The 19,056-nt window shown below is 64.3% G+C and carries 11 protein-coding genes; 7 read left to right on the forward strand and 4 right to left on the reverse strand.

Going from position 1 to position 19,056, the window contains the following annotated elements; translation table 11 throughout:
• The first annotated feature begins 377 nt into the window (after positions 1–377).
• On the forward strand, positions 378–4,346 hold the full coding sequence (putA, locus tag ACW5W4_RS12880) for a trifunctional transcriptional regulator/proline dehydrogenase/L-glutamate gamma-semialdehyde dehydrogenase (protein ID WP_456689641.1): 3,969 nt from the start codon (positions 378–380) through the stop codon (positions 4,344–4,346).
• Positions 4,347–4,530: 184 nt separating this feature from the next.
• On the opposite strand, the gene alr is transcribed toward putA, so the two are convergent.
• Positions 4,531–5,604 carry an alanine racemase gene (alr, locus tag ACW5W4_RS12885; RefSeq protein ID WP_456689642.1) on the reverse strand — a complete coding sequence of 358 codons (1,074 nt, stop codon included), beginning with the start codon at positions 5,602–5,604 and terminating at the stop codon, positions 4,531–4,533.
• A gap of 200 nt (positions 5,605–5,804) precedes the next feature.
• Positions 5,805–7,199, reverse strand: a complete 1,395-nt coding sequence (dnaB, locus tag ACW5W4_RS12890; protein ID WP_427261432.1) for a replicative DNA helicase — start codon at positions 7,197–7,199, stop codon at positions 5,805–5,807.
• Positions 7,200–7,488: 289 nt separating this feature from the next.
• On the opposite strand from dnaB, the gene ACW5W4_RS12895 reads away from it, so the two are divergent.
• A complete protein-coding gene (locus ACW5W4_RS12895; RefSeq protein ID WP_427261431.1) occupies positions 7,489–8,343 on the forward strand; it encodes a Tim44 domain-containing protein in 855 nt (284 codons plus the stop codon).
• 583 nt (positions 8,344–8,926) lie between these two features.
• Here ACW5W4_RS12895 and ACW5W4_RS12900 read toward each other — a convergent pair.
• A complete protein-coding gene (locus ACW5W4_RS12900) occupies positions 8,927–10,798 on the reverse strand; it encodes a methyl-accepting chemotaxis protein (RefSeq protein ID WP_427261430.1) in 1,872 nt (623 codons plus the stop codon).
• Positions 10,799–11,059: 261 nt separating this feature from the next.
• Here ACW5W4_RS12900 and prfB point away from each other — a divergent pair.
• From prfB to ACW5W4_RS12925, 5 genes are all read left to right on the forward strand, one after another.
• A protein-coding gene (gene prfB / locus ACW5W4_RS12905) for a peptide chain release factor 2 (RefSeq protein ID WP_427261429.1) occupies positions 11,060–12,158 on the forward strand; the annotation gives its coding sequence in 2 pieces (ribosomal slippage) (positions 11,060–11,134 and positions 11,136–12,158; 1,098 coding nt in all).
• A 21-nt stretch (positions 12,159–12,179) separates the two neighbouring features.
• The gene (lysS, locus tag ACW5W4_RS12910; RefSeq protein WP_456689643.1) at positions 12,180–13,715 is read left to right on the forward strand and encodes a lysine--tRNA ligase; all 1,536 of its coding nucleotides are present in this window, start codon (positions 12,180–12,182) and stop codon (positions 13,713–13,715) included.
• 467 nt (positions 13,716–14,182) lie between these two features.
• A complete protein-coding gene (locus ACW5W4_RS12915) occupies positions 14,183–15,970 on the forward strand; it encodes an assimilatory sulfite reductase (NADPH) flavoprotein subunit (protein WP_456689670.1) in 1,788 nt (595 codons plus the stop codon).
• Positions 15,970–17,694 carry an assimilatory sulfite reductase (NADPH) hemoprotein subunit gene (gene cysI / locus ACW5W4_RS12920; RefSeq protein WP_456689644.1) on the forward strand — a complete coding sequence of 575 codons (1,725 nt, stop codon included), beginning with the start codon at positions 15,970–15,972 and terminating at the stop codon, positions 17,692–17,694. Before ACW5W4_RS12915 ends, cysI begins: the two co-directional genes overlap by 1 nt.
• Positions 17,695–17,745: 51 nt before the next feature.
• Entirely contained in the window at positions 17,746–18,504 is a 759-nt protein-coding gene (locus ACW5W4_RS12925) for a phosphoadenylyl-sulfate reductase (protein WP_456689645.1), read from the forward strand.
• Between the two features lie 74 nt (positions 18,505–18,578).
• On the opposite strand, the gene ACW5W4_RS12930 is transcribed toward ACW5W4_RS12925, so the two are convergent.
• Positions 18,579–19,052 carry a 2TM domain-containing protein gene (locus tag ACW5W4_RS12930; protein WP_427261426.1) on the reverse strand — a complete coding sequence of 158 codons (474 nt, stop codon included), beginning with the start codon at positions 19,050–19,052 and terminating at the stop codon, positions 18,579–18,581.
• Between the last annotated feature and the right edge of the window lie 4 nt (positions 19,053–19,056).

The raw sequence follows: 19,056 nt of genomic DNA on the forward strand, positions 1-19,056 counted from the left end.
TGACCACTGTGGCCAGCTAACAGCTTAGAAGAGCACGGGGCGCTGTCGGGTGGCGATCCGGCCCCCCTCCCCGCATGGGGAGCCGGGCTCGCTGGCTCCGTCCGGGCCACACCTGCAAAAAGTGCAACCCTACCCACAGATGGGTTGCACCTCTTATAGGCATTCATAAGGTGCATTGCCAACCCATTAATAATGCTGTGAAAAGGGCACGAGCGGCGCGTTTGAAGAGAGTCCGATGAAGACTGACCTCATGGAGAAATTCAACAATGTAACCAAAACATTAAAATTTCTTTCTTGAAGGTTGCACCTGGTTGCACCATCATCGGCAAAATTTAACCGTCCGGTAATATTATTACCTTATAGACACAGGAAGTCCCATGGCCACTACCACCCTCGGCGTCAAACTCGATGAAGCGACCCGCGACCGCCTCAAACAGGCGGCGCAGACCCTGGATCGCACCCCCCACTGGCTGATCAAGCAGGCGATCTTCACCTATCTGGAGCAGCTGGATCGCGGCCTGACTCCGCCCGAGCACTCCGGGCTGGCCGTTGCCGCCGGGGAAGAGGCCATCGAGACCCTCACCGAGCAGGGCATCCAGGTCTTCCTCGAGTTTGCCGAGAGCATCTTGCCGCAGTCCGTGCTGCGTGCCGCCATCACCTCCGCCTATCGCCGCCCCGAGACCGAGGCCGTGCCCATGCTGCTGGAGCAGGCCCGCCTGCCCAAGGAGAAGGCCGAGGCCACCCAGAAGCTGGCCCTCGGCATCGCCGAGAAGCTGCGCAACCAGAAGAGCGCCAGCGGCCGTCAGGGCCTGGTGCAGGGGCTGCTGCAGGAGTTCTCCCTCTCTTCCCAGGAAGGGGTTGCCCTGATGTGCCTGGCGGAGGCGCTGCTGCGCATCCCCGACAAGGCGACCCGGGATGCCCTGATCCGCGACAAGATAAGCGGCGGCAACTGGAGCCAGCATCTGGGCCAGAGCGCCTCATTGTTCGTCAACGCCGCCTCCTGGGGCCTGCTCATCACCGGCAAGCTGGTGGCCACCCACAACGAAGCTGGCCTCAACAGCTCCCTCAAGGGGCTGATCGGCAAGGGCGGCGAGCCGCTGATCCGCAAGGGTGTGGACATGGCGATGCGCCTGATGGGGGAGCAGTTCGTCACCGGCGAGACCATAGCCGAGGCGCTGGCGAACGCGGGCAACATGGAAAACAGGGGCTTCCGCTACTCCTACGACATGCTGGGGGAAGCGGCCCTCACCGAGGAGGATGCCAAGCGCTATCTGGCCTCCTACGAGCAGGCCATCCACGCCATCGGCAAGGCCTCCCACGGTCGCGGCATCTACGAGGGGCCGGGCATCTCCATCAAGCTCTCCGCCCTGCATCCGCGCTACAGCCGTGCCCAGTACGATCGCGTCATGGAGGAGCTCTACCCCACCCTGCTGGGCCTGACCCAGCTCGCCAGGCAGTATGACATCGGCATCAACATAGACGCCGAGGAGGCCGATCGGCTGGAGATCTCCCTCGACCTGCTGGAGAAACTCTGCTTCGACCCGTCTCTCGCGGACTGGAACGGCATCGGCTTCGTCATCCAGGCCTACCAGAAACGCTGCCCCTATGTGATCGACTATGTCATCGATCTCGCCAAGCGCAGCCGTCACCGCCTGATGATCCGGCTGGTGAAGGGCGCCTACTGGGACAGCGAGATCAAGCGCGCCCAGCAGGATGGCCTGGAGGGTTACCCCGTCTATACCCGCAAGCCCTACACCGATGTCTCCTATCTCGCCTGCGCCCGCAAGCTGCTGGCGGTGCCCGAGTCCATCTATCCCCAGTTCGCCACCCACAACGCCCATTCCCTGTCTGCCATCTACCAGCTGGCGGGGCAGAACTACTACCCGGGCCAGTACGAGTTCCAGTGCCTGCACGGCATGGGTGAGCCGCTCTACGAACAGGTGGTCGGCAAGGTCGCCGACGGCAAGCTCGGTCGCCCCTGCCGCATCTATGCGCCGGTCGGCAGCCACGAGACCCTGCTCGCCTACCTGGTGCGCCGCCTGCTGGAGAACGGGGCCAACACCTCCTTCGTCAACCGCATCGCGGACAACAGCATCTCCCTGCAGGATCTGGTGCAGGATCCGGTACAGCAGATCGAGCAGATGGCCGCCCGTGAAGGCAGCCTGGGTATGCCCCACCCGCGCATTCCCCTGCCCCGTGAGCTGTACGGTGAAGCCCGCCCGAACTCCGCCGGTCTGGATCTCGCGAACGAGCACAGACTCGGGTCGCTGTCCGCCGCCCTGCTCGCCAGCACCAACACCGTCTATCAGGCCCTGCCCATCTTGGGTAATGAACAGCCGGGCTGCGACATCGACGCACCGACCCAGTTCCAGCACGTGGTCAACCCGGCGGATCACCGCGATCTGGTCGGTCAGGTGAGCGAAGCCACGGTAGAGCTGGTGGACAGCGCGCTGGCCTGTGCTCTCTCCAGCGGCCAGATCTGGCAGGCCACACAACCCGCCGAGCGGGCCGCCGTGCTGGAGCGCGCCGCCGATCTGATGGAATCCGAGCTGCAACCCCTGATGGGCCTGCTGGTGCGCGAATCCGGCAAGACCTTCGCCAACGCCATCGCCGAGGTGCGCGAGGCGGTGGACTTCCTGCGCTACTACGCCGCCCAGGCGCGCGATCACTTCGCCAACGAGAGCCACAGGCCGCTCGGCCCCGTGGTCTGCATCAGCCCCTGGAACTTCCCGCTGGCCATCTTCAGCGGCCAGGTCTGCGCGGCCCTGGCGGCCGGCAATACGGTGCTGGCGAAACCGGCGGAGCAGACCCCCCTCATCGCCGCCCAGGCGGTGCGCATCCTGCTGGAAGCCGGCGTCCCCGCCGGAGCGGTGCAACTGCTGCCTGGCCGCGGTGAAACCGTGGGTGCGGCGCTTATCGCGGACGAGCGGGTCCGTGGCGTCATGTTCACCGGCTCCACCGAGGTAGCGGGCATCATCTCCCGCAACCTGGCCGGTCGCCTCGACGCCCAGGGCCGCACCATACCGCTCATCGCCGAGACCGGCGGGCAGAACGCCATGATCGTCGACTCCTCCGCCCTGACCGAACAGGTGGTGATGGACGTCATCTCCTCGGCGTTCGACAGCGCCGGTCAGCGCTGCTCCGCCCTGCGGGTGCTGTGCGTGCAGGACGATGTGGCCGAGCGAGTGATCCGCATGCTCAAGGGCGCCATGGCCGAGTACAAGGTCGGCAGCCCCGAGCACCTCTCCACCGACATAGGCCCTGTCATCGACGCCGAGGCCAAGGCCAACATAGAGCGCCACATCAAGGCCATGGGAGACAAGGGTCGCCGGGTGCACCAGATTGCCCGCACCCAAGAGGGCGCCTGCAACCGCGGCACCTTCGTGCTGCCGACGCTGATCGAACTCGACAGCCTGGATGAGCTGGGCCCGGAGGTGTTCGGCCCGGTGCTGCATCTGGTGCGCTACCCCCGCGCCAAGCTCGGTGAGCTGCTCGCGCAGATCAACGACAGCGGCTACGGCCTGACCCTGGGGGTCCATACCCGGATCGACGAGACCATAGCCCAGGTGGTCAACACCGCCAAGGTCGGCAACCTCTACGTCAACCGCAACATTGTGGGCGCCGTGGTCGGGGTGCAGCCGTTCGGCGGCGAAGGGCTCTCCGGGACAGGTCCCAAGGCGGGCGGCCCGCTCTACATGTACCGTCTGCTCGGGGCGCGCCCGCAGGAGGCGGTGACCAGCCAGCTTCGCCAGGAGCAGGGGGCAACCCCGCAAGCCGAGGCCGCCAAACCGGCACTGCTGGCCTTGCGTGGCTGGGCAGCCAAGCAGGCCCCGGCACTGGTGGCCCTGTGCGATCGCTACGGCGAGCTGGCGCTGAGCGGCCTGACCCAGCTGCTGGTCGGCCCCACCGGCGAGCGCAACAGCTACAGCCTGCTGCCCAGGGAGCGGGTGCTCTGTCTGGCCGCCGACGATCAAGAAGCCAGGGCGGATCTGCTGGCCCAACTGGCGGCCTGTCTGGCGGTCGGGACGCAAGTGCTGTGGCAGGACAATGCCCAGAACCGCACCCTGCTGGCCAGCCTGCCCAGCGAGGTACAAGGGCGTATCCAGCTGGTGGCGGACTGGGCCAACAGCGAGGTTGGCTTCGATGCTCTGCTGCACCACGGTGACTCGGATCAGCTGCGGGAAGTGGCCAAGCTGGCCGCCGCCCGTGCTGGCGCCATCGTCGGCGTGCACGGCCTGCACCGTGGCGAGACCGACATCCCCCTGGAGCGCCTGCTGATCGAGCACGCCCTCTCGGTCAACACCGCCGCCGCCGGTGGCAACGCCAGCCTGATGACCATAGGCTAAACGTCGCGCAGTGACAGAGACCCAGGCCCCGCAGACGCGGGGCTTGTTTTTGCAGAGCCTTGCGCACAGAAGCAGAAAGGCCGTTCGTGACATCGCACGAACGGCCTTTCTGTTGATTCGGTGAGGCTTGCCGTCTGATGACGCCGCGTCACTCGAATGTCCGAATACGATTCGCTATTCGAACCTACACATATTCCATGAAGACGCGGGAAGTGAGCTTGGTGATCAGCTCATAGGGAATGGTGCCTATCTCGTCGGCGACCCGCTCCACCGGCAAGCCCTCGCCCCAGAGCACCGCCTCGTCACCGGCCTTGTCGATGGCACCCGGGCCGAGATCCACTGTGGTCATGTCCATGGAGACCCGTCCCACCAGGGGTACGATGCGACCGTTGACCAGCACCGGCGTGCCATTGGGGGCCATGCGGGGATAACCGTCGCCATAGCCAATGGCGATCACCCCGAGCCGGGTATCGCGGGTCGACACCCAGTTGGCGCCATAACCCACAGGCTCGCCCGCCTTGTGATCCCGCACCGCGATGAGCTGGGTCTTGAGGGTCATCACGGGCTTGAGGTCGTAATCCGCCGCCACCGTATTGGGGAAGGGGGAGACGCCGTAGAGGATCACGCCGGGGCGGATCCAGTCGCAGTGGGAATCCGGCCAGGCCAGGATGCCCGCCGAGTTGGCCATGGCCCGCTCGCCCGCAAGCGGCGCAGTCAGCTGGCTGAACAAGTCGATCTGCTCGCGGGTGGTGGATTGGTCCAGCTCATCGGAGCGGCTGAAGTGGGTCATGACGTTGAACGGCTGCACCACGTTCTTGCACTTGCCGAGGCGCTCGATAAAGGCGGGCATCTCGTCGCTGCGCACGCCGAGCCGGTGCATGCCGGTATCGAGCTTGAGCCAGGCCACCACGGGGGCAGGCAGCTCGGCCTGCTCCAGGGCTTCGAGCTGCTCCCAGGTGTGCACCGCGGTCTGCAGGTTGTTGGCCGCCAGCACCGGCAGATCCGCGCTCGAGAAGAAGCCCTCCAGCAGCACTATGGGTTTGACCACGGCGCAGGAGCGCAGCATCAGCGCCTCCTCGATGCGGGCCACCGCATAGGCGTCCGCATCCACCAGGGTGCGGGCGACCGGCAGCAGGCCATGGCCGTAGGCGTTGGCCTTGACCACGGCGATGATCTTGCAGGAAGGCGCGTGGCGCTTGACCACGGCGAGGTTGTGGCGCAGGGCCGAGGTATCGATTTGGGCAATAGCCGCTTTCATCTGTTTTCCCTTACGAGGGCATGATGGCGCACCTGCGCCAGGCACCGAGTGGTGTCATCCCTTGATAGTCATCGTCTAAGGCCGGACCGGCAGAATTGTCGAACCGGGAAAACAAGCCCTGACGGTCGGCCACTATCTGAGTTGGCTATCGGTCAGGGTAGTTGTAGTGATGGCTACGCAGCCCTCACCTTGGGTTTACATCAATAGTCATCATCAAATGCCGGGCCCGCGTAGTTGTCGAACCGGGAGAACTGGCCCTGGAAGGTGAGGCGCACCCGGCCTATGGGGCCGTTACGCTGCTTGCCGATGATGATCTCGGCGATCCCCTTGTCGGGGCTGTCGTCGTGATAGACCTCGTCGCGGTAGATGAACATGATCAAGTCCGCGTCCTGCTCGATGGAGCCCGATTCCCGCAGATCCGAGTTGACCGGGCGTTTGTCGGCCCGCTGCTCCAGGCTTCGGTTGAGCTGGGAGAGCGCCACCACAGGGCATTGCAGCTCTTTCGCCAGCGCCTTGAGGGAGCGGGAGATTTCACCGATCTCCAGGGTACGGTTGTCAGACAGCGCCGGTACCCGCATCAGCTGCAGGTAGTCGATCATGATCATGGACAGACCGCCATGCTCGCGGGCGATACGCCGCGCGCGGGAGCGTACGTCGGTCGGGGTCAGGCCGGAGGCGTCGTCGATGTACATCTTGCCCTTCTCCAGCAAGAGCCCCATGGTGGAGGAGAGGCGGGCCCAATCCTCGTCGTCGAGCTGACCGGTCCGCACCTTGGTCTGGTCGATGCGTCCCACCGAGGCGAGCATACGCATGATGATCTGCTCCGAGGGCATCTCGAGAGAGAAGATGAGCACCGGCTTGTCGGCGGTGAGGGCCGCGTGCTCGCACAGGTTCATGGCGAAGGTGGTCTTGCCCATGGAAGGACGGGCGGCGACGATGACCAGATCCGAGCGCTGCAGGCCGGCGGTCATCTTGTCGAGATCGCCATAACCGCTTGAAACCCCTGTCACCCCGTTGTGGGGGGTCTTGAACAGCTCCTCAATCTTGTCGACCGTCTGCTCGAGGATGAGCTTGAGGGGCTGGGGGCCCTCGTTGGCGCTGGTGCGCTGCTCGGCGATCTTGAACACCTTGCTCTCGGCGAGATCCAGCAGATCGCCGGAGGTACGCCCCTGAGGCTCGTAGCCCGCCTCGACTATCTCGTTGGCGACCGAGATCATCTCCCGCACCACGGCGCGCTCGCGCACGATTTCGGCGTAGGCACTGATGTTGGCGGCACTTGGGGTGTTCTTGGCGATCTCCACCAGATAGGCGAAGCCACCGGCCTCCTCCAGCTGCTCGGAGCGCTCCAGCTCCTCCTGCAGGGTGATGAGGTCGATGGGGTTGCCGGCGTTGGAGAGCCTGTCCATGGCCTGGAAGATGAGCCTGTGAGGCCGGCTGTAGAAGTCCTTGTCGATCACCCGCTCGGCCACCCGATCCCAAGCCTCGTTGTCCAGCATCAGGCCGCCCAGTACGGACTGCTCTGCCTCGAAGGAGTGGGGGGGAACTTTCAGCTGTTGTGTCTTGGCGTCTTTTTTCGCCGTCACTTGCTCTGCCATACACCTAAAAACCGCAGCGGGAAGGGGACGGGAATTTTACAAAAGAAAGCCCGCCACCGCGAGCGCTAATCTGGCCAGAGGCCGGATCGCCCCGCGCGCCCGCGCCGCCCTTGCCAGGGGGTCGCCACTCGGGCAGGCTGTCGCCTCCTTACTTCGTTCATGAATAATTCATGCCTGGGGTGTTACTCCTAGCGCCAAGCTGCGCCACATAGCGGGACTGGCAGCCTGCCATGCGCCTTGCCACTAGCGGGACATGCCCCACCCATAGCTGAGAGTGAAACGCGTCAAAATGAAAAAAATGCTGACCCTGTTTGCCCTGATCCTGGCCATTGGCCTGGGGGCCCCCATCGCCGAAGCCAAGAAATTTGGCGGCGGCAAATCCTTTGGCAAGAGCTACAAGACGGCGCCGGCCCAACCGGCGGCCAAGCCTGTCGACACCAAGAACCCGACTGTGGGTGCCCAAGGGGCGCCCAAGAAGAGCGGCATGATGGGCGGTCTGCTGGGTGGCCTGCTGGCCGGTGGTCTGTTCGCCTACCTGCTGGGCAGCGGCGCCTTCGAAGGCCTGCAGGGCATGGACATGCTGCTGATCGCCGCCCTGGCCCTCGGTGTCTTCTTCCTGATCCGCACCCTGCGCCGCAGCAAGGCGGCCCAGATGTCACCCCAGCAGCGAACGGCCTATGCCGGCTACCAGCCTCAGGCACCCCAGCAGTTCGAGCAGAGCACCAGCGCGCCGCAGGCGACCGGTTTCGCCGACAGCGACGTGCCCTTCCGCCTGCCGCCGGGCTTTGACATGAATGGTTTCCTGTCCGGTGCCCGGGATCACTACCGCACCCTGCAAGAAGCCTGGAACCAGAACGACCTGGAGAAGGTGCGCGAGTACGTGAGCCCCGAGCTGTTCGAGCAGCTCAAGGCCGAGCGCGCCGAGCTCTCCGGCGAGCAGCATACCGAAGTCATGTACGTGGACACCCAGCTGGTTCGCGCCGACCACGGCAGCGACTGGGCCCAGGTGAGCGTGCGCTTCAGTGGCCGCTACATGGACCGCCAGGAGCAGGTCGAGGAAGATATCAAAGAGGTGTGGCACCTGGAGCGCAACCTGGCCAAGGCCGGCGCTCCCTGGCATATCGTGGGTATCGAGCAGCTCTGATCCCGCGCTCTGCAGGATGAAAAAAGGCGACCTTGCGGTCGCCTTTGTCATTGGCGGGCCCGGGGCTCAGCCAGCCCCTCTCCTCCTCTCCTGTCCGGGCATGCACCCCGCCCACCTGCATCCCCCCTCCCTGGGCCTTGCGAATCAAGCCTGTGTCCGCAGCCGTGCCCACCTTAGCTGGCGCGCCTCGCCTCCTCCGCCCATGCCATGCAACCCGGTACACCATCGGCGGCGCTCACGCTCGGCCGCCCCGATACCAAGGCAGATGCCGGCAAGGCTGGCTCACTCCCTGACCCATTCCCTGACTCATTCCCTGAGCCACCCCAGCGGCTCTCCCATGGCGACACCGTCGGCTCCGCTACCAGGGGCCACGCGCCAAGCCACTAAACGGACACTGGCCCTCTCCCCATGGCTCCTTGGAAATAACCAGATGTCGGCGCCTGGGCAAGGCGACACTGTGCCGCTCCCTGCTCCCAGGGCGGCATCGAGGCCAGCCGGCGTCGTCGGGCCTCCCCTCTCCCTCGGTCCCGGCCATAAAAAAAGAGCCCTCCCGGGCTCTTTCTCATGACGCGGATCCGGTGCCTTAGAGGATAAAGGTCGACACCTGCTTGCTCAGATCCGTGGCCCGGCCCTTGAGGCTGTGGGCCTGATCCAGATCGCGCATGGCGGAGGCGGTGATCTCGTCGGTCACGTCCTTGATCGCCGTGGTGTTCTGGGTGATCTCGCCGGTCACCTGGGTCTGCTCCTCGGCGGCGGTCGCTATCTGACCCGCCATGTCGGAGATAAGGGAGACCGCCTGGGTGATCTCTTCGAGGGCGGCGGCGGCGGCATCGGCATCCTGCACGCTGTTGTCCGCCAACCCCTGGCTGGTCTGCATCAGGCTGACCGCACGGGCCGTGGTCTGTTGCAGCGTCTCTATGGTGGACTGGATCTCCTGGGTGGAGTCCTGGGTGCGGCGCGACAGCACCCGCACCTCGTCGGCCACCACGGCGAACCCGCGGCCCTGTTCGCCGGCCCGGGCCGCCTCGATGGCGGCGTTGAGCGCCAGCAGGTTGGTCTGCTCGGCGATCCCCTGGATGGTGGAGAGGATGCCGGAGATGGCCTGGGCGTGGCGGCTCAGCTCGCCGATCACCTCGGTCGCCTGCCCCACTTCGTTGGCCAGGCTGTTGATGGATTGCCGGGTCTGGTTCACCAGCTGCTTGCCCTGCTCGCTGCTCTGGGTCGACTGCTGGGCCGCCGCCGCCGTGTTCTCGGCGTTGCCTGCGATCTCCATGGTGGCGCTGGCCATCTCGGTGACGGCGGTGGCGACCATGGTCACTTCCTGCTGCTGGCGCTGCAGCTCTTCCACCGCGGCCTGGTTGGTCACCAGGCTGCGCTCCGCGTCCGCATCCAGCTCATTGGCCAGGTTGCGAATGTGACCAATCAGCTGATGCTGGCTGCCGACGAAGCGGTTGAAGCTGTCCGCCAGCTGACCCACCTCGTCGTTGGCATCTATCTTGATGCGCTGGGTCAGATCGCCGTTACCGTCGGCGATGCGGGCCAGGGCCTGGGAGACCTTGACCAGGGGGCCGAGCAGCAGGCTGACCAGCCAGGAGATGGCGAGTATGCTGCCCACCAGCACCACCAGGGCCATGGCGAGCTGGGTCATCAGCAGGGAGGAAAGCGGCGCCTCCAGGGTCGCCTTGTCCAGTACCAGCACCAGCTCCCAGTCGGTGCCCGGCACATCGACCGCCAGCAGCAGCTTGTCGCGACCCTCGCCGTCAAAATAGGCTGGCACCAGGCTCTGGCTCGCCTTGCTCTGCTCGATCAGGGCATTGGTGAGATCGCTGTCGATCTCGGTGGCCGGCTTCATCGCCTTGGCGGCATCCTTGTAGGCGATGACGGTGCCGTCCTTGTGCATCATGATGGCGAAGCCGTCGGCGGGCAGCTTCATCTTGGTGATGTCTTCCACCAGAGAGGCGATGGAGAGATCGCCGCCGACCACACCGCCCTGGGCCGGCTGGGCCAGGGTGACCACCATGACGTTGTAGGCCACGTCCAGATAGGGCTTGGTCACTATCATGCCCCCCTTGGCCATGGCCTCCTGATACCAGCCACGGGTGCGGGGATCATAGCCATCGCGGTTGATGGAGGGGTCCGAGTCATGCATCTTGCCACTGCCCTCACCGAAGTAGGTGAGCTGGAAGCGACCGGAGACCTGAGCCTGTTGCAAAGCATCGAGGGGCTGGGCACTGGCCTTGTTGCCCAGGGCCTGGATCACGTCCCGGCGGGCGCTCAGCCAGTCACTGACACTCTGTGCCTGTTGGCCGCCCAGACGCAGCACCTGTTCCTGACTGCCTTGCAACAGCTGGTTTTTCTGGCTGGAGTAGCTCTGCCAGGAGAGCAGCAGGATCACCAGCGAGAGCGCGATCACCACAGACATCAGTATCTTCTGCTTGAGTGAGAGGTTTTTCATCATGTGTGCTTCTTATGTCAGGAAGAGGGTGTGCCCACCGATGCCATCGGCATCTTAGTCTTGCAGCAATGAATAACGGCCGGTGGCAGAAAACCTGAACCCCAATCTGGCCGAACCGGCAAAATTTTCGCCGCCATGGCCAAGAATGCGCCACTAATTGCCCCGTCGAAGACGACAAGGGCGGGGCAACCCTGTTTATTCCTTCCGCAATTGGCTAGAATATCCCGTTTTTAAATCACATCGACCCCGAGAGTTTTCACGATGTTTGAAGTCAATCCTGTATTAAACAAGCTTAAGGAGCTGTCTGAGAGGACCGAGCTGCTTAGGGGGTACCTTTGACTATGACGCCAAGAAAGAGCGTCTAGAAGAGGTCAACGCCGAGCTGGAACAGCCGGACGTCTGGAATGAACCCGAGCGCGCCCAGGCCCTGGGCAAGGAGCGCGTCGCGCTGGAGAACGTGGTCGGCACCATAGACGTCTTGACCCAGGGCGCCGACGACGTGGCCATGCTGGTTGAGCTGGCCGTGGAGGGCGAGGACGAGGACACCTTCAACGAAGCCGTGGCCGAAGCCGACGGGCTGGAGGCCAAGCTGGTGGATCTCGAGTTCCGCCGCATGTTCTCCGGTCAGCACGACGCCTCCGACTGCTACATCGACATCCAGTCAGGCTCCGGCGGCACCGAGGCCCAGGACTGGGCCAACATGGTGCTGCGCATGTACCTGCGCTGGGGCGATGCCCACGGCTACAAGCCCGAGCTCATCGAATGCTCCGAAGGGGACGTGGCCGGCATCAAGTCCGCCACCATCAAGTTCACCGGCGAGTATGCGTTCGGCTGGCTGCGCACCGAGACCGGCGTACACCGTCTGGTACGGAAATCGCCGTTCGATTCCGGTGGCCGTCGTCACACCTCGTTCTGCTCCGTGTTCGTCTATCCCGAGATCGATGACGACATCGACATCGAGATCAACCCGGCGGATCTGCGCATCGACGTCTACCGCGCCTCCGGTGCCGGTGGTCAGCACGTCAACCGGACCGAGTCCGCTGTGCGTATCACCCACATCCCGACCGGGGTGGTGGTGCAGTGCCAGAACGACCGTTCCCAGCACAAGAACAAAGATCAGTGTATGAAGCAGCTGAAGGCCAAGCTCTACGAGCTGGAAATTCAGAAGCAGAATGCCGAGAAACAAGCCCTGGAAGAGACCAAGTCCGACATCGGCTGGGGCAGCCAGATCCGCTCCTACGTGCTCGATGACGCCCGTATCAAGGATCTGCGCACCGGCGTCGAGACCCGCAACACCCAAGGGGTGCTCGACGGCGACCTGGACAAGTTTATCGAAGCCAGCCTGAAGTCAGGCCTGTAACACGCAGCAGCAGGAATCACCATGTCTGAACAAACCACAACTCCGGAAGTCGACCACAGTCTCGAACTGAACAACGAGATGACAGAGCGTCGCGCCAAGCTGGCCGCCTTGCGTGCACAGGGCAATCCCTTCCCCAACGATTTCCGTCGTGACAGCCTCTCCGGCGATCTCCATGCCGAGTTCGACGCCAAGAGCAGCGACGAGCTGGTCGCCCTGGGCAAGCGGGTTTCGATCGCCGGTCGCATCATGACCCGCCGCATCATGGGCAAGGCCTCCTTCGCCACCCTGCAGGACATGGCTGGCAAGATCCAGATCTACGTGACCCGTGACGACCTGCCGGAAGGCTTCTACAACGAGCAGTTCAAGAAGTGGGATCTGGGGGACATCGTCGGTGTCGAAGGGACCCTGTTCAAGACCCAGACCGGCGAGCTCTCCGTCCACGTCGAAGTCATCCGCCTGCTGACCAAGGCCCTGCGCCCGCTGCCCGAGAAGCACAAGGGCCTGACCGACCAGGAAGCCCGCTGCCGTCAGCGTTACCTGGATCTCATCGCCAACGAAGAGTCCCGCAAGACCTTCGTGACCCGTACCAAGGTGGTGGCCGGTATCCGCAAGTTCCTGAACGACAAGCGCTTCATGGAAGTGGAAACCCCCATGATGCAGGTGATCCCGGGTGGCGCCTCCGCCCGTCCCTTCATCACTCACCACAATGCGCTGGACATCGACATGTACCTGCGTATCGCGCCTGAGCTCTATCTGAAGCGTCTGGTGGTCGGTGGTTTCGAGCGTGTCTACGAGATCAACCGCAACTTCCGTAACGAAGGCATCTCCGTTCGCCATAACCCCGAGTTCACCATGCTCGAGTTCTACATGGCCTACGCCGATTACATCGATCTGATGGATCTCACCGAAGAGATGCTGCGTACCCTGGCCCAGGACATTCTGGGGGACACCAGGATCCGTTACGCCAAAGAGGGCGAAGAGGGCCTGACCATCGATTTCGGTCAGCCGTTCCAGCGCCTCTCCATGGTGGACTCCATCCTCAAGTACAACCCGGGTGTGACCCGCGACGATCTGGCCACCCTGGAGAAGGCCAGCGCCGTCGCCAAGGGCCTGAAGATCGAGCTGATGAAGAGCTGGGAGCTGGGCCACGTGATCACCGCCATCTTCGAAGAGACGGTGGAACACATGCTGCTGCAACCCACCTTCATCACAGAGTACCCGGCCGCCGTCTCCCCGCTGGCCCGTCGCAACGACCAGAACCCGGACGTCACCGACCGCTTCGAGTTCTTCATCGGCGGCCGCGAGCTGGCCAACGGCTTCTCCGAGCTCAACGATGCCGAAGATCAGGCCGAGCGCTTCCAGGCCCAGGTTGACCAGAAGGCCGCCGGCGACGACGAAGCCATGTTCTACGACGCCGACTTTGTCACCGCGCTGGAACACGGCCTGCCGCCCACTGCCGGTCAGGGCATTGGCATCGACCGTCTGGTGATGCTGTTTACCAACAGCCACACCATCCGCGACGTCATCCTGTTCCCGGCCCTGCGTCCGCAGAAATAAGACGTGCAGACAGCCAGCTCGTCAGGCCAACCCTGACAGCCAGTACCACGAGAGGCCCCGCCATGGCGGGGCCTCTTTTTTATGGTCACGGCGCGGCAATCACGGCGCAGCAAAGGCGGCCCATGGCCCTCAGCCGAGCGGGGCAACCACTCCCCTCACCTCTGGATCAGGGCCTGCTGCGATCCCCCTCCCTGCACCATCATGGCGGGATTGCCGGTGAAAGGAACCTGGGCGAAGGCATTGACGTGAAACAGCTGGATCATGGTCTCTCCTGACGAGGGGGAAGTGGGGGTTGGCACGCACAAATCCGGGGGAAACGCCGCACCGCCATGGGCGCCATCCCGCGTCCGGCGCCCGTCCGGTACTTTTTAATGCCTCAATCGAATAAAAAAGACATTTTTATTCTTTGTTGTTATCCATGCCAACCCTTACCCTGACCAAAAATCAGACCATGGAAGACGTGTGTGATGCAAGTGACGGACTCTTTGACCCAGATAACCCCCCTCTCCGATGAGCAGCAGCGCCAGCTGAGCCAGGCCCTCGCCACCCTCAACAGCCAGCAACTGACCTGGGTCAGCGGCTACCTCTATGGTCTGGCCCAGGCCGGTGGCGGCGTGGCGGCGGCGCCGATCCCGGCCGCGGCGGCCGGCGGCAGCCTGACCATTCTGTACGGCTCCCAGACCGGCAACGCCAAGGGGGTGGCCAGCGCCATCCACCAGCAAGCCCAGGCACAGGGACTGCCGGTGACCCTGGTCTCCATGGCGGACTACAAGCCCAAGCAGCTCAAGAAGGAGACCCACCTGCTGGTGGTGGTGAGCACCTATGGCGAGGGCGAGCCGCCCGAGCCCGCGGTGGACCTGCACGAGCAGCTCAAGAAGGGCAAGCTCGGCAAGCTCGACGGCGTCAAGTTCGCCGTTCTGGGGCTGGGGGACAGCTCCTATGAATTCTTCTGCAAGACAGGCCAGGACTTCGATGGCTGGCTGGCCCAGGCCGGTGGCGAGCGCATCGCCCCCCTCGCCAGCCTGGACGTGGATTACGAGGCCGGCGCCAAGGCCTGGAGCGAACAGGCCCTGGCCGCGGTCGCCGCGACCCTGAATGCGGGCCCGACCGGCTCTGTGGCCGGTGCCGTCAAGGCGGCCGTGGGCTACAGCCAGTTCGACAAGGCCAATCCCTTCCCGGCGCGCCTGTCGGTCAACCAGAAGATCACCGGTCGCGACTCCACCAAGGACATACGCCACATCGAGATCAGCCTGGAAGAGTCCGGCCTCAGCTATCAACCCGGTGACGCCCTCGGGGTCTGGTTCGACAACGACGCCGATCTGGTGGGAGAAGTGCTGGCCCTGACCGGTCTGACCGGTGACGAAGCTACCCCCCATGGCAGCCTGCGCGAGGCGCTGACCCGCCACTTCGAGCTGACCCGGCTGCACGGCGGCTTCATCACCGGATTGGCCGAGATCTCCACCGATGCGGCGCTCCATGACATCGCCGGTGACAAGGCCCAGCTCAATGCCCTGGTGGCGTCCGCCCAGGTGGTGGATGTGCTCAAGCGCTTCCCGACTCCCCTTGGCGCCGAGCAGCTGACCGGCCTGCTGCGCCCGCTCACGCCGCGCCTCTACTCCATCGCCTCCGCCCAGAGCGAGGTGGAAGAAGAGGTCCACCTGACAGTCGGCGTGGTGCGCTACCCCCAGGAAGATGGCACTGTGCGCAGTGGCGCCGCCTCCTCCTATCTGGCCGACAGGCTGGATGACGGGGCCGAGGTGCGGGTGTTCGTGGAGCACAACGACAACTTCCGCCTGCCGGCCAATCCCGATACCCCCGTCATCATGGTGGGCCCGGGCACCGGCATCGCCCCCTTCCGCGCCTTCTTGCAGGAGCGGGACGCCATCGGGGCCTCCGGCAAGAACTGGCTCTTCTTCGGCAACCCCCACTTTACCCAGGACTTCCTCTATCAGGTGGAGTGGCAGCGTTATGTGAAATCTGGCCTGCTGTCGAAGATCTCCCTGGCCTTCAGCCGGGATCAGGCCGGCAAGATCTATGTGCAGGACCGCCTGCGTGAGGCGGGGGCCGAGCTCTACCAGTGGCTGGCAGCGGGTGCTCACTTCTATGTGTGCGGCGACGCCAACCACATGGCCAGGGATGTGCAGGAAGCCCTGCTGGATGTGATTAGCGAGCACGGCCACAAGAGCCGTGAGGAAGCAGAAGAGTATTTGAGCGAATTGCGTCGTGCCAAACGTTATCAAAGGGATGTCTATTGATGAGCAAGCAACCTATCTCGAAACAGGAAGCGGGACCGGTCGAAGGGCCGCTGGCTGACAACGAACGCCTCAAGCGCGAGAGCAACTTCCTGCGCGGCACCATAGAGCAGGATCTCAAGGATCCCCTCACCGGCGGCTTCAACGGCGACAACTTCCAGCTGATCCGCTTCCACGGCATGTATCAGCAGGATGACAGAGACATCCGCCCCGAGCGCGCCGCCCAGAAGCTCGAGCCCCTGCACAACGTCATGCTGCGGGCCCGCCTGCCCGGCGGCATCATCACCCCGGCCCAGTGGCAGGTGATCGACAAGTTTGCCGAGGAGCACAGCCTGTATGGCAGCATCCGCCTGACCACTCGCCAGACCTTCCAGTTCCACGGCGTGCTCAAGCGTGACATCAAGCTGATGCACCAGACCCTCAACAGCACCGGCATCGATTCCATCGCCACCGCGGGGGACGTGAACCGCAACGTGCTCTGCACCAGCAATCCGGTGGAGTCCGAGCTGCACCAGGAGGCCTACGAGTGGGCCAAGCAGATCTCCGAGCACCTGCTGCCCAAGACCCGCGCCTATGTCGAGATCTGGCTGGACGGCGAGAAGCTGGGGGGCGACGAGGAGCCCATCCTGGGTTCCAACTATCTGCCGCGCAAATTCAAGACGACCGTGGTGATCCCGCCCCACAACGACATCGATGTCCACGCCAACGATCTCAACTTCGTGGCCATCGCAGATGGCGGCAAGCTGGTGGGCTTCAACGTGTTGGTGGGCGGCGGTCTGGCCATGACCCACGGCGACACCAGCACCTATCCGCGCAAGGCGAGCGACTTCGGTTTCATCCCGCTCTCCCACGTGCTGGAGGTGGCGGCCGCCGTGGTCAGCACCCAGCGCGACTGGGGCAACCGGGTCAACCGCAAGAACGCCAAGACCAAGTACACCCTCGAACGGGTCGGGGTCGAGGCCTTCAAGGCCGAGGTGGAGCGCCGCGCCGGCATCGCGTTTGCCGAGAGCCGCCCCTATGTCTTCACCAGCCGTGGCGATCGTTTCGGCTGGGTGGAGGGGATCGACGGCAAGCATCACCTCACCCTGTTTATCGAGAACGGCCGCCTGCTGGACTTCCCGGGCAAGCCCCTCAAGACCGGCATGCTGGAGATCGCCAAGATCCACCAGGGGGATTTTCGCCTCACCGCCAACCAGAACCTGATCATCGCCGGGGTGCCCGCCGGCGAGAAGGCCCGCATTGAAGCCCTGGCCCGCCAGTATGGCCTCATCGATGATGGCGTGAGCGAGCAGCGCAAGCAGTCCATGGCCTGCGTCGCCCTGCCCACCTGCCCCCTGGCGATGGCCGAGGCCGAGCGCATGCTGCCGGCCTTTGTCACCGACATCGAGGGGCTGCTGGCCAAGCACGGCCTGGCGCAAGATGCCATCATCTTCCGGGTCACCGGCTGCCCCAACGGCTGTGGCCGCGCCATGCTGGCGGAGGTGGGGCTGGTGGGCAAGGCCCCCGGTCGCTACAACCTGCACCTGGGCGGCAACCTGGAGGGAACCCGCATCCCCCGCATGTATCAGGAGAACATCACCGAGCCGCAGATCCTGGCCGAGCTGGATGCCCTCATCGGCCGCTGGGCCAAGGAGCGCAACCAAGGCGAGAGCTTCGGCGACTTCGTGATCCGTGCCGGCATCATAGCCCCCGTGGTCAACTCCGCCGTGGACTTCTACGCCGCCTGATCCCAAGGGCGCCGCGAGGCGCCCGTTTTCTTCACAGAGCGAGACACAGAGATGACACTGGATCTGACACAACTGCTCACCCTCTCCAAAGAGGAGCAGGTCGCCGCCCTGGCCCCCCACAACCGCGAGCTGGAGGCCATGAGCGCCCCCGAGCGGGTACGTTGGGCCCTGGCCAACCTGCCGGGACAGCACATCCTCTCTTCGAGTTTTGGCATTCAGGCGGCGCTGATGCTGCACCTGGTGAGCCGTGAGCGGGCCGATATCCCCGTGGTGCTGACCGACACCGGTTATCTGTTCCCCGAGACCTACCGCTTCATCGACGAGCTGAGCGAGCGTCTCGCCCTCAACCTCAAGATCTACCGGGCCGAGCTATCCCCCGCCTGGCAGGAGGCCCGCTTCGGCCTCTTGTGGGAGCAGGGTGTGGAGGGGATCACCCGCTACAACCAGCTCAACAAGGTAGAGCCCATGGACAGGGCCCTGAACGAGCTCGGCGCCCAGACCTGGTTCTCCGGCCTGCGCCGGGAGCAGTCCGGCAGCCGCGGCAAGCTGCCGGTGCTGGCCATCCAGCGCGGCCGCTTCAAGTTCCTGCCGGTCATAGACTGGAGCAACAAGGATGTCTTCTACTACTTCAAGGAGCACGACCTGCCCTATCACCCCCTGTGGGAGCAGGGCTACCTCTCGGTGGGCGACGTCCACACCACCGCCAAGTGGGAGCCGGGCATGAGCGAGGAGCAGACCCGCTTCTTCGGCCTCAAGCGCGAATGCGGCCTGCATGAAGAGAGCGGCGAGAGCGACGGCTCCGGGATCTGATCCCGCCGCCCCCCCCCAATACAAACGCCCGGGTCATCCCGGGCGTTTTCATGGGTTGGCAACGGTGGCTGGGACTAGAGCTTGCGCCCGAGCCGCTTCTCGACCTGGCGCCGTTCCCAGTCGGGGCCGAGCCACTTGGGCAGCTTGAACAGGTTGAAGGCGTGGGCCCCCAGCCCTATGCCCCAGCCCAGCATGGGCCACCAGGCCCAGATATGTCCCGGGCTGGTCACCAGGTTGATGACCCAGAGCAGGCTTATCACCAACCCGTAGCTGATGAGGTGGCCGTAGAACCCCTTCAACCCCTGCACAAACTCCATCGCCTCGCGCTCGTCCGGCGCAACCCCTTGCGCCCCCTTGGTTTCACTCATCTCGCTCTCCTGCAGTTGACTGAGGTCGAGTTCGAAGACGGCGGCCAGGGCCTTGAGGGATTCGAGACCGGGGGCCTGGCCCCCCTCTATCCGTTGCACCGTGCGGACACTCAACCCGGACAGGGTGGCCAGTTGATCCTGTGACCAGCCGCGCTGCAATCTCAACTTCCTGACGATCATCGAT

This window comes from Aeromonas crassostreae (assembly GCF_054052445.1).

Bases quoted from the DNA above. Each gene is read 5' to 3' on its own strand.
- putA (WP_456689641.1), top strand. From the start codon at position 378: ATGGCCACTACCACCCTCGGCGTCAAACTCGATGAAGCGACCCGCGAC.
- alr (WP_456689642.1), bottom strand. From the start codon at position 5,604: ATGAAAGCGGCTATTGCCCAAATCGATACCTCGGCCCTGCGCCACAAC.
- dnaB (WP_427261432.1), bottom strand. From the start codon at position 7,199: ATGGCAGAGCAAGTGACGGCGAAAAAAGACGCCAAGACACAACAGCTG.
- ACW5W4_RS12895 (WP_427261431.1), top strand. From the start codon at position 7,489: ATGAAAAAAATGCTGACCCTGTTTGCCCTGATCCTGGCCATTGGCCTG.
- ACW5W4_RS12900 (WP_427261430.1), bottom strand. From the start codon at position 10,798: ATGAAAAACCTCTCACTCAAGCAGAAGATACTGATGTCTGTGGTGATC.
- lysS (WP_456689643.1), top strand. From the start codon at position 12,180: ATGTCTGAACAAACCACAACTCCGGAAGTCGACCACAGTCTCGAACTG.
- ACW5W4_RS12915 (WP_456689670.1), top strand. From the start codon at position 14,183: ATGCAAGTGACGGACTCTTTGACCCAGATAACCCCCCTCTCCGATGAG.
- cysI (WP_456689644.1), top strand. From the start codon at position 15,970: ATGAGCAAGCAACCTATCTCGAAACAGGAAGCGGGACCGGTCGAAGGG.
- ACW5W4_RS12925 (WP_456689645.1), top strand. From the start codon at position 17,746: ATGACACTGGATCTGACACAACTGCTCACCCTCTCCAAAGAGGAGCAG.
- ACW5W4_RS12930 (WP_427261426.1), bottom strand. From the start codon at position 19,052: ATGATCGTCAGGAAGTTGAGATTGCAGCGCGGCTGGTCACAGGATCAA.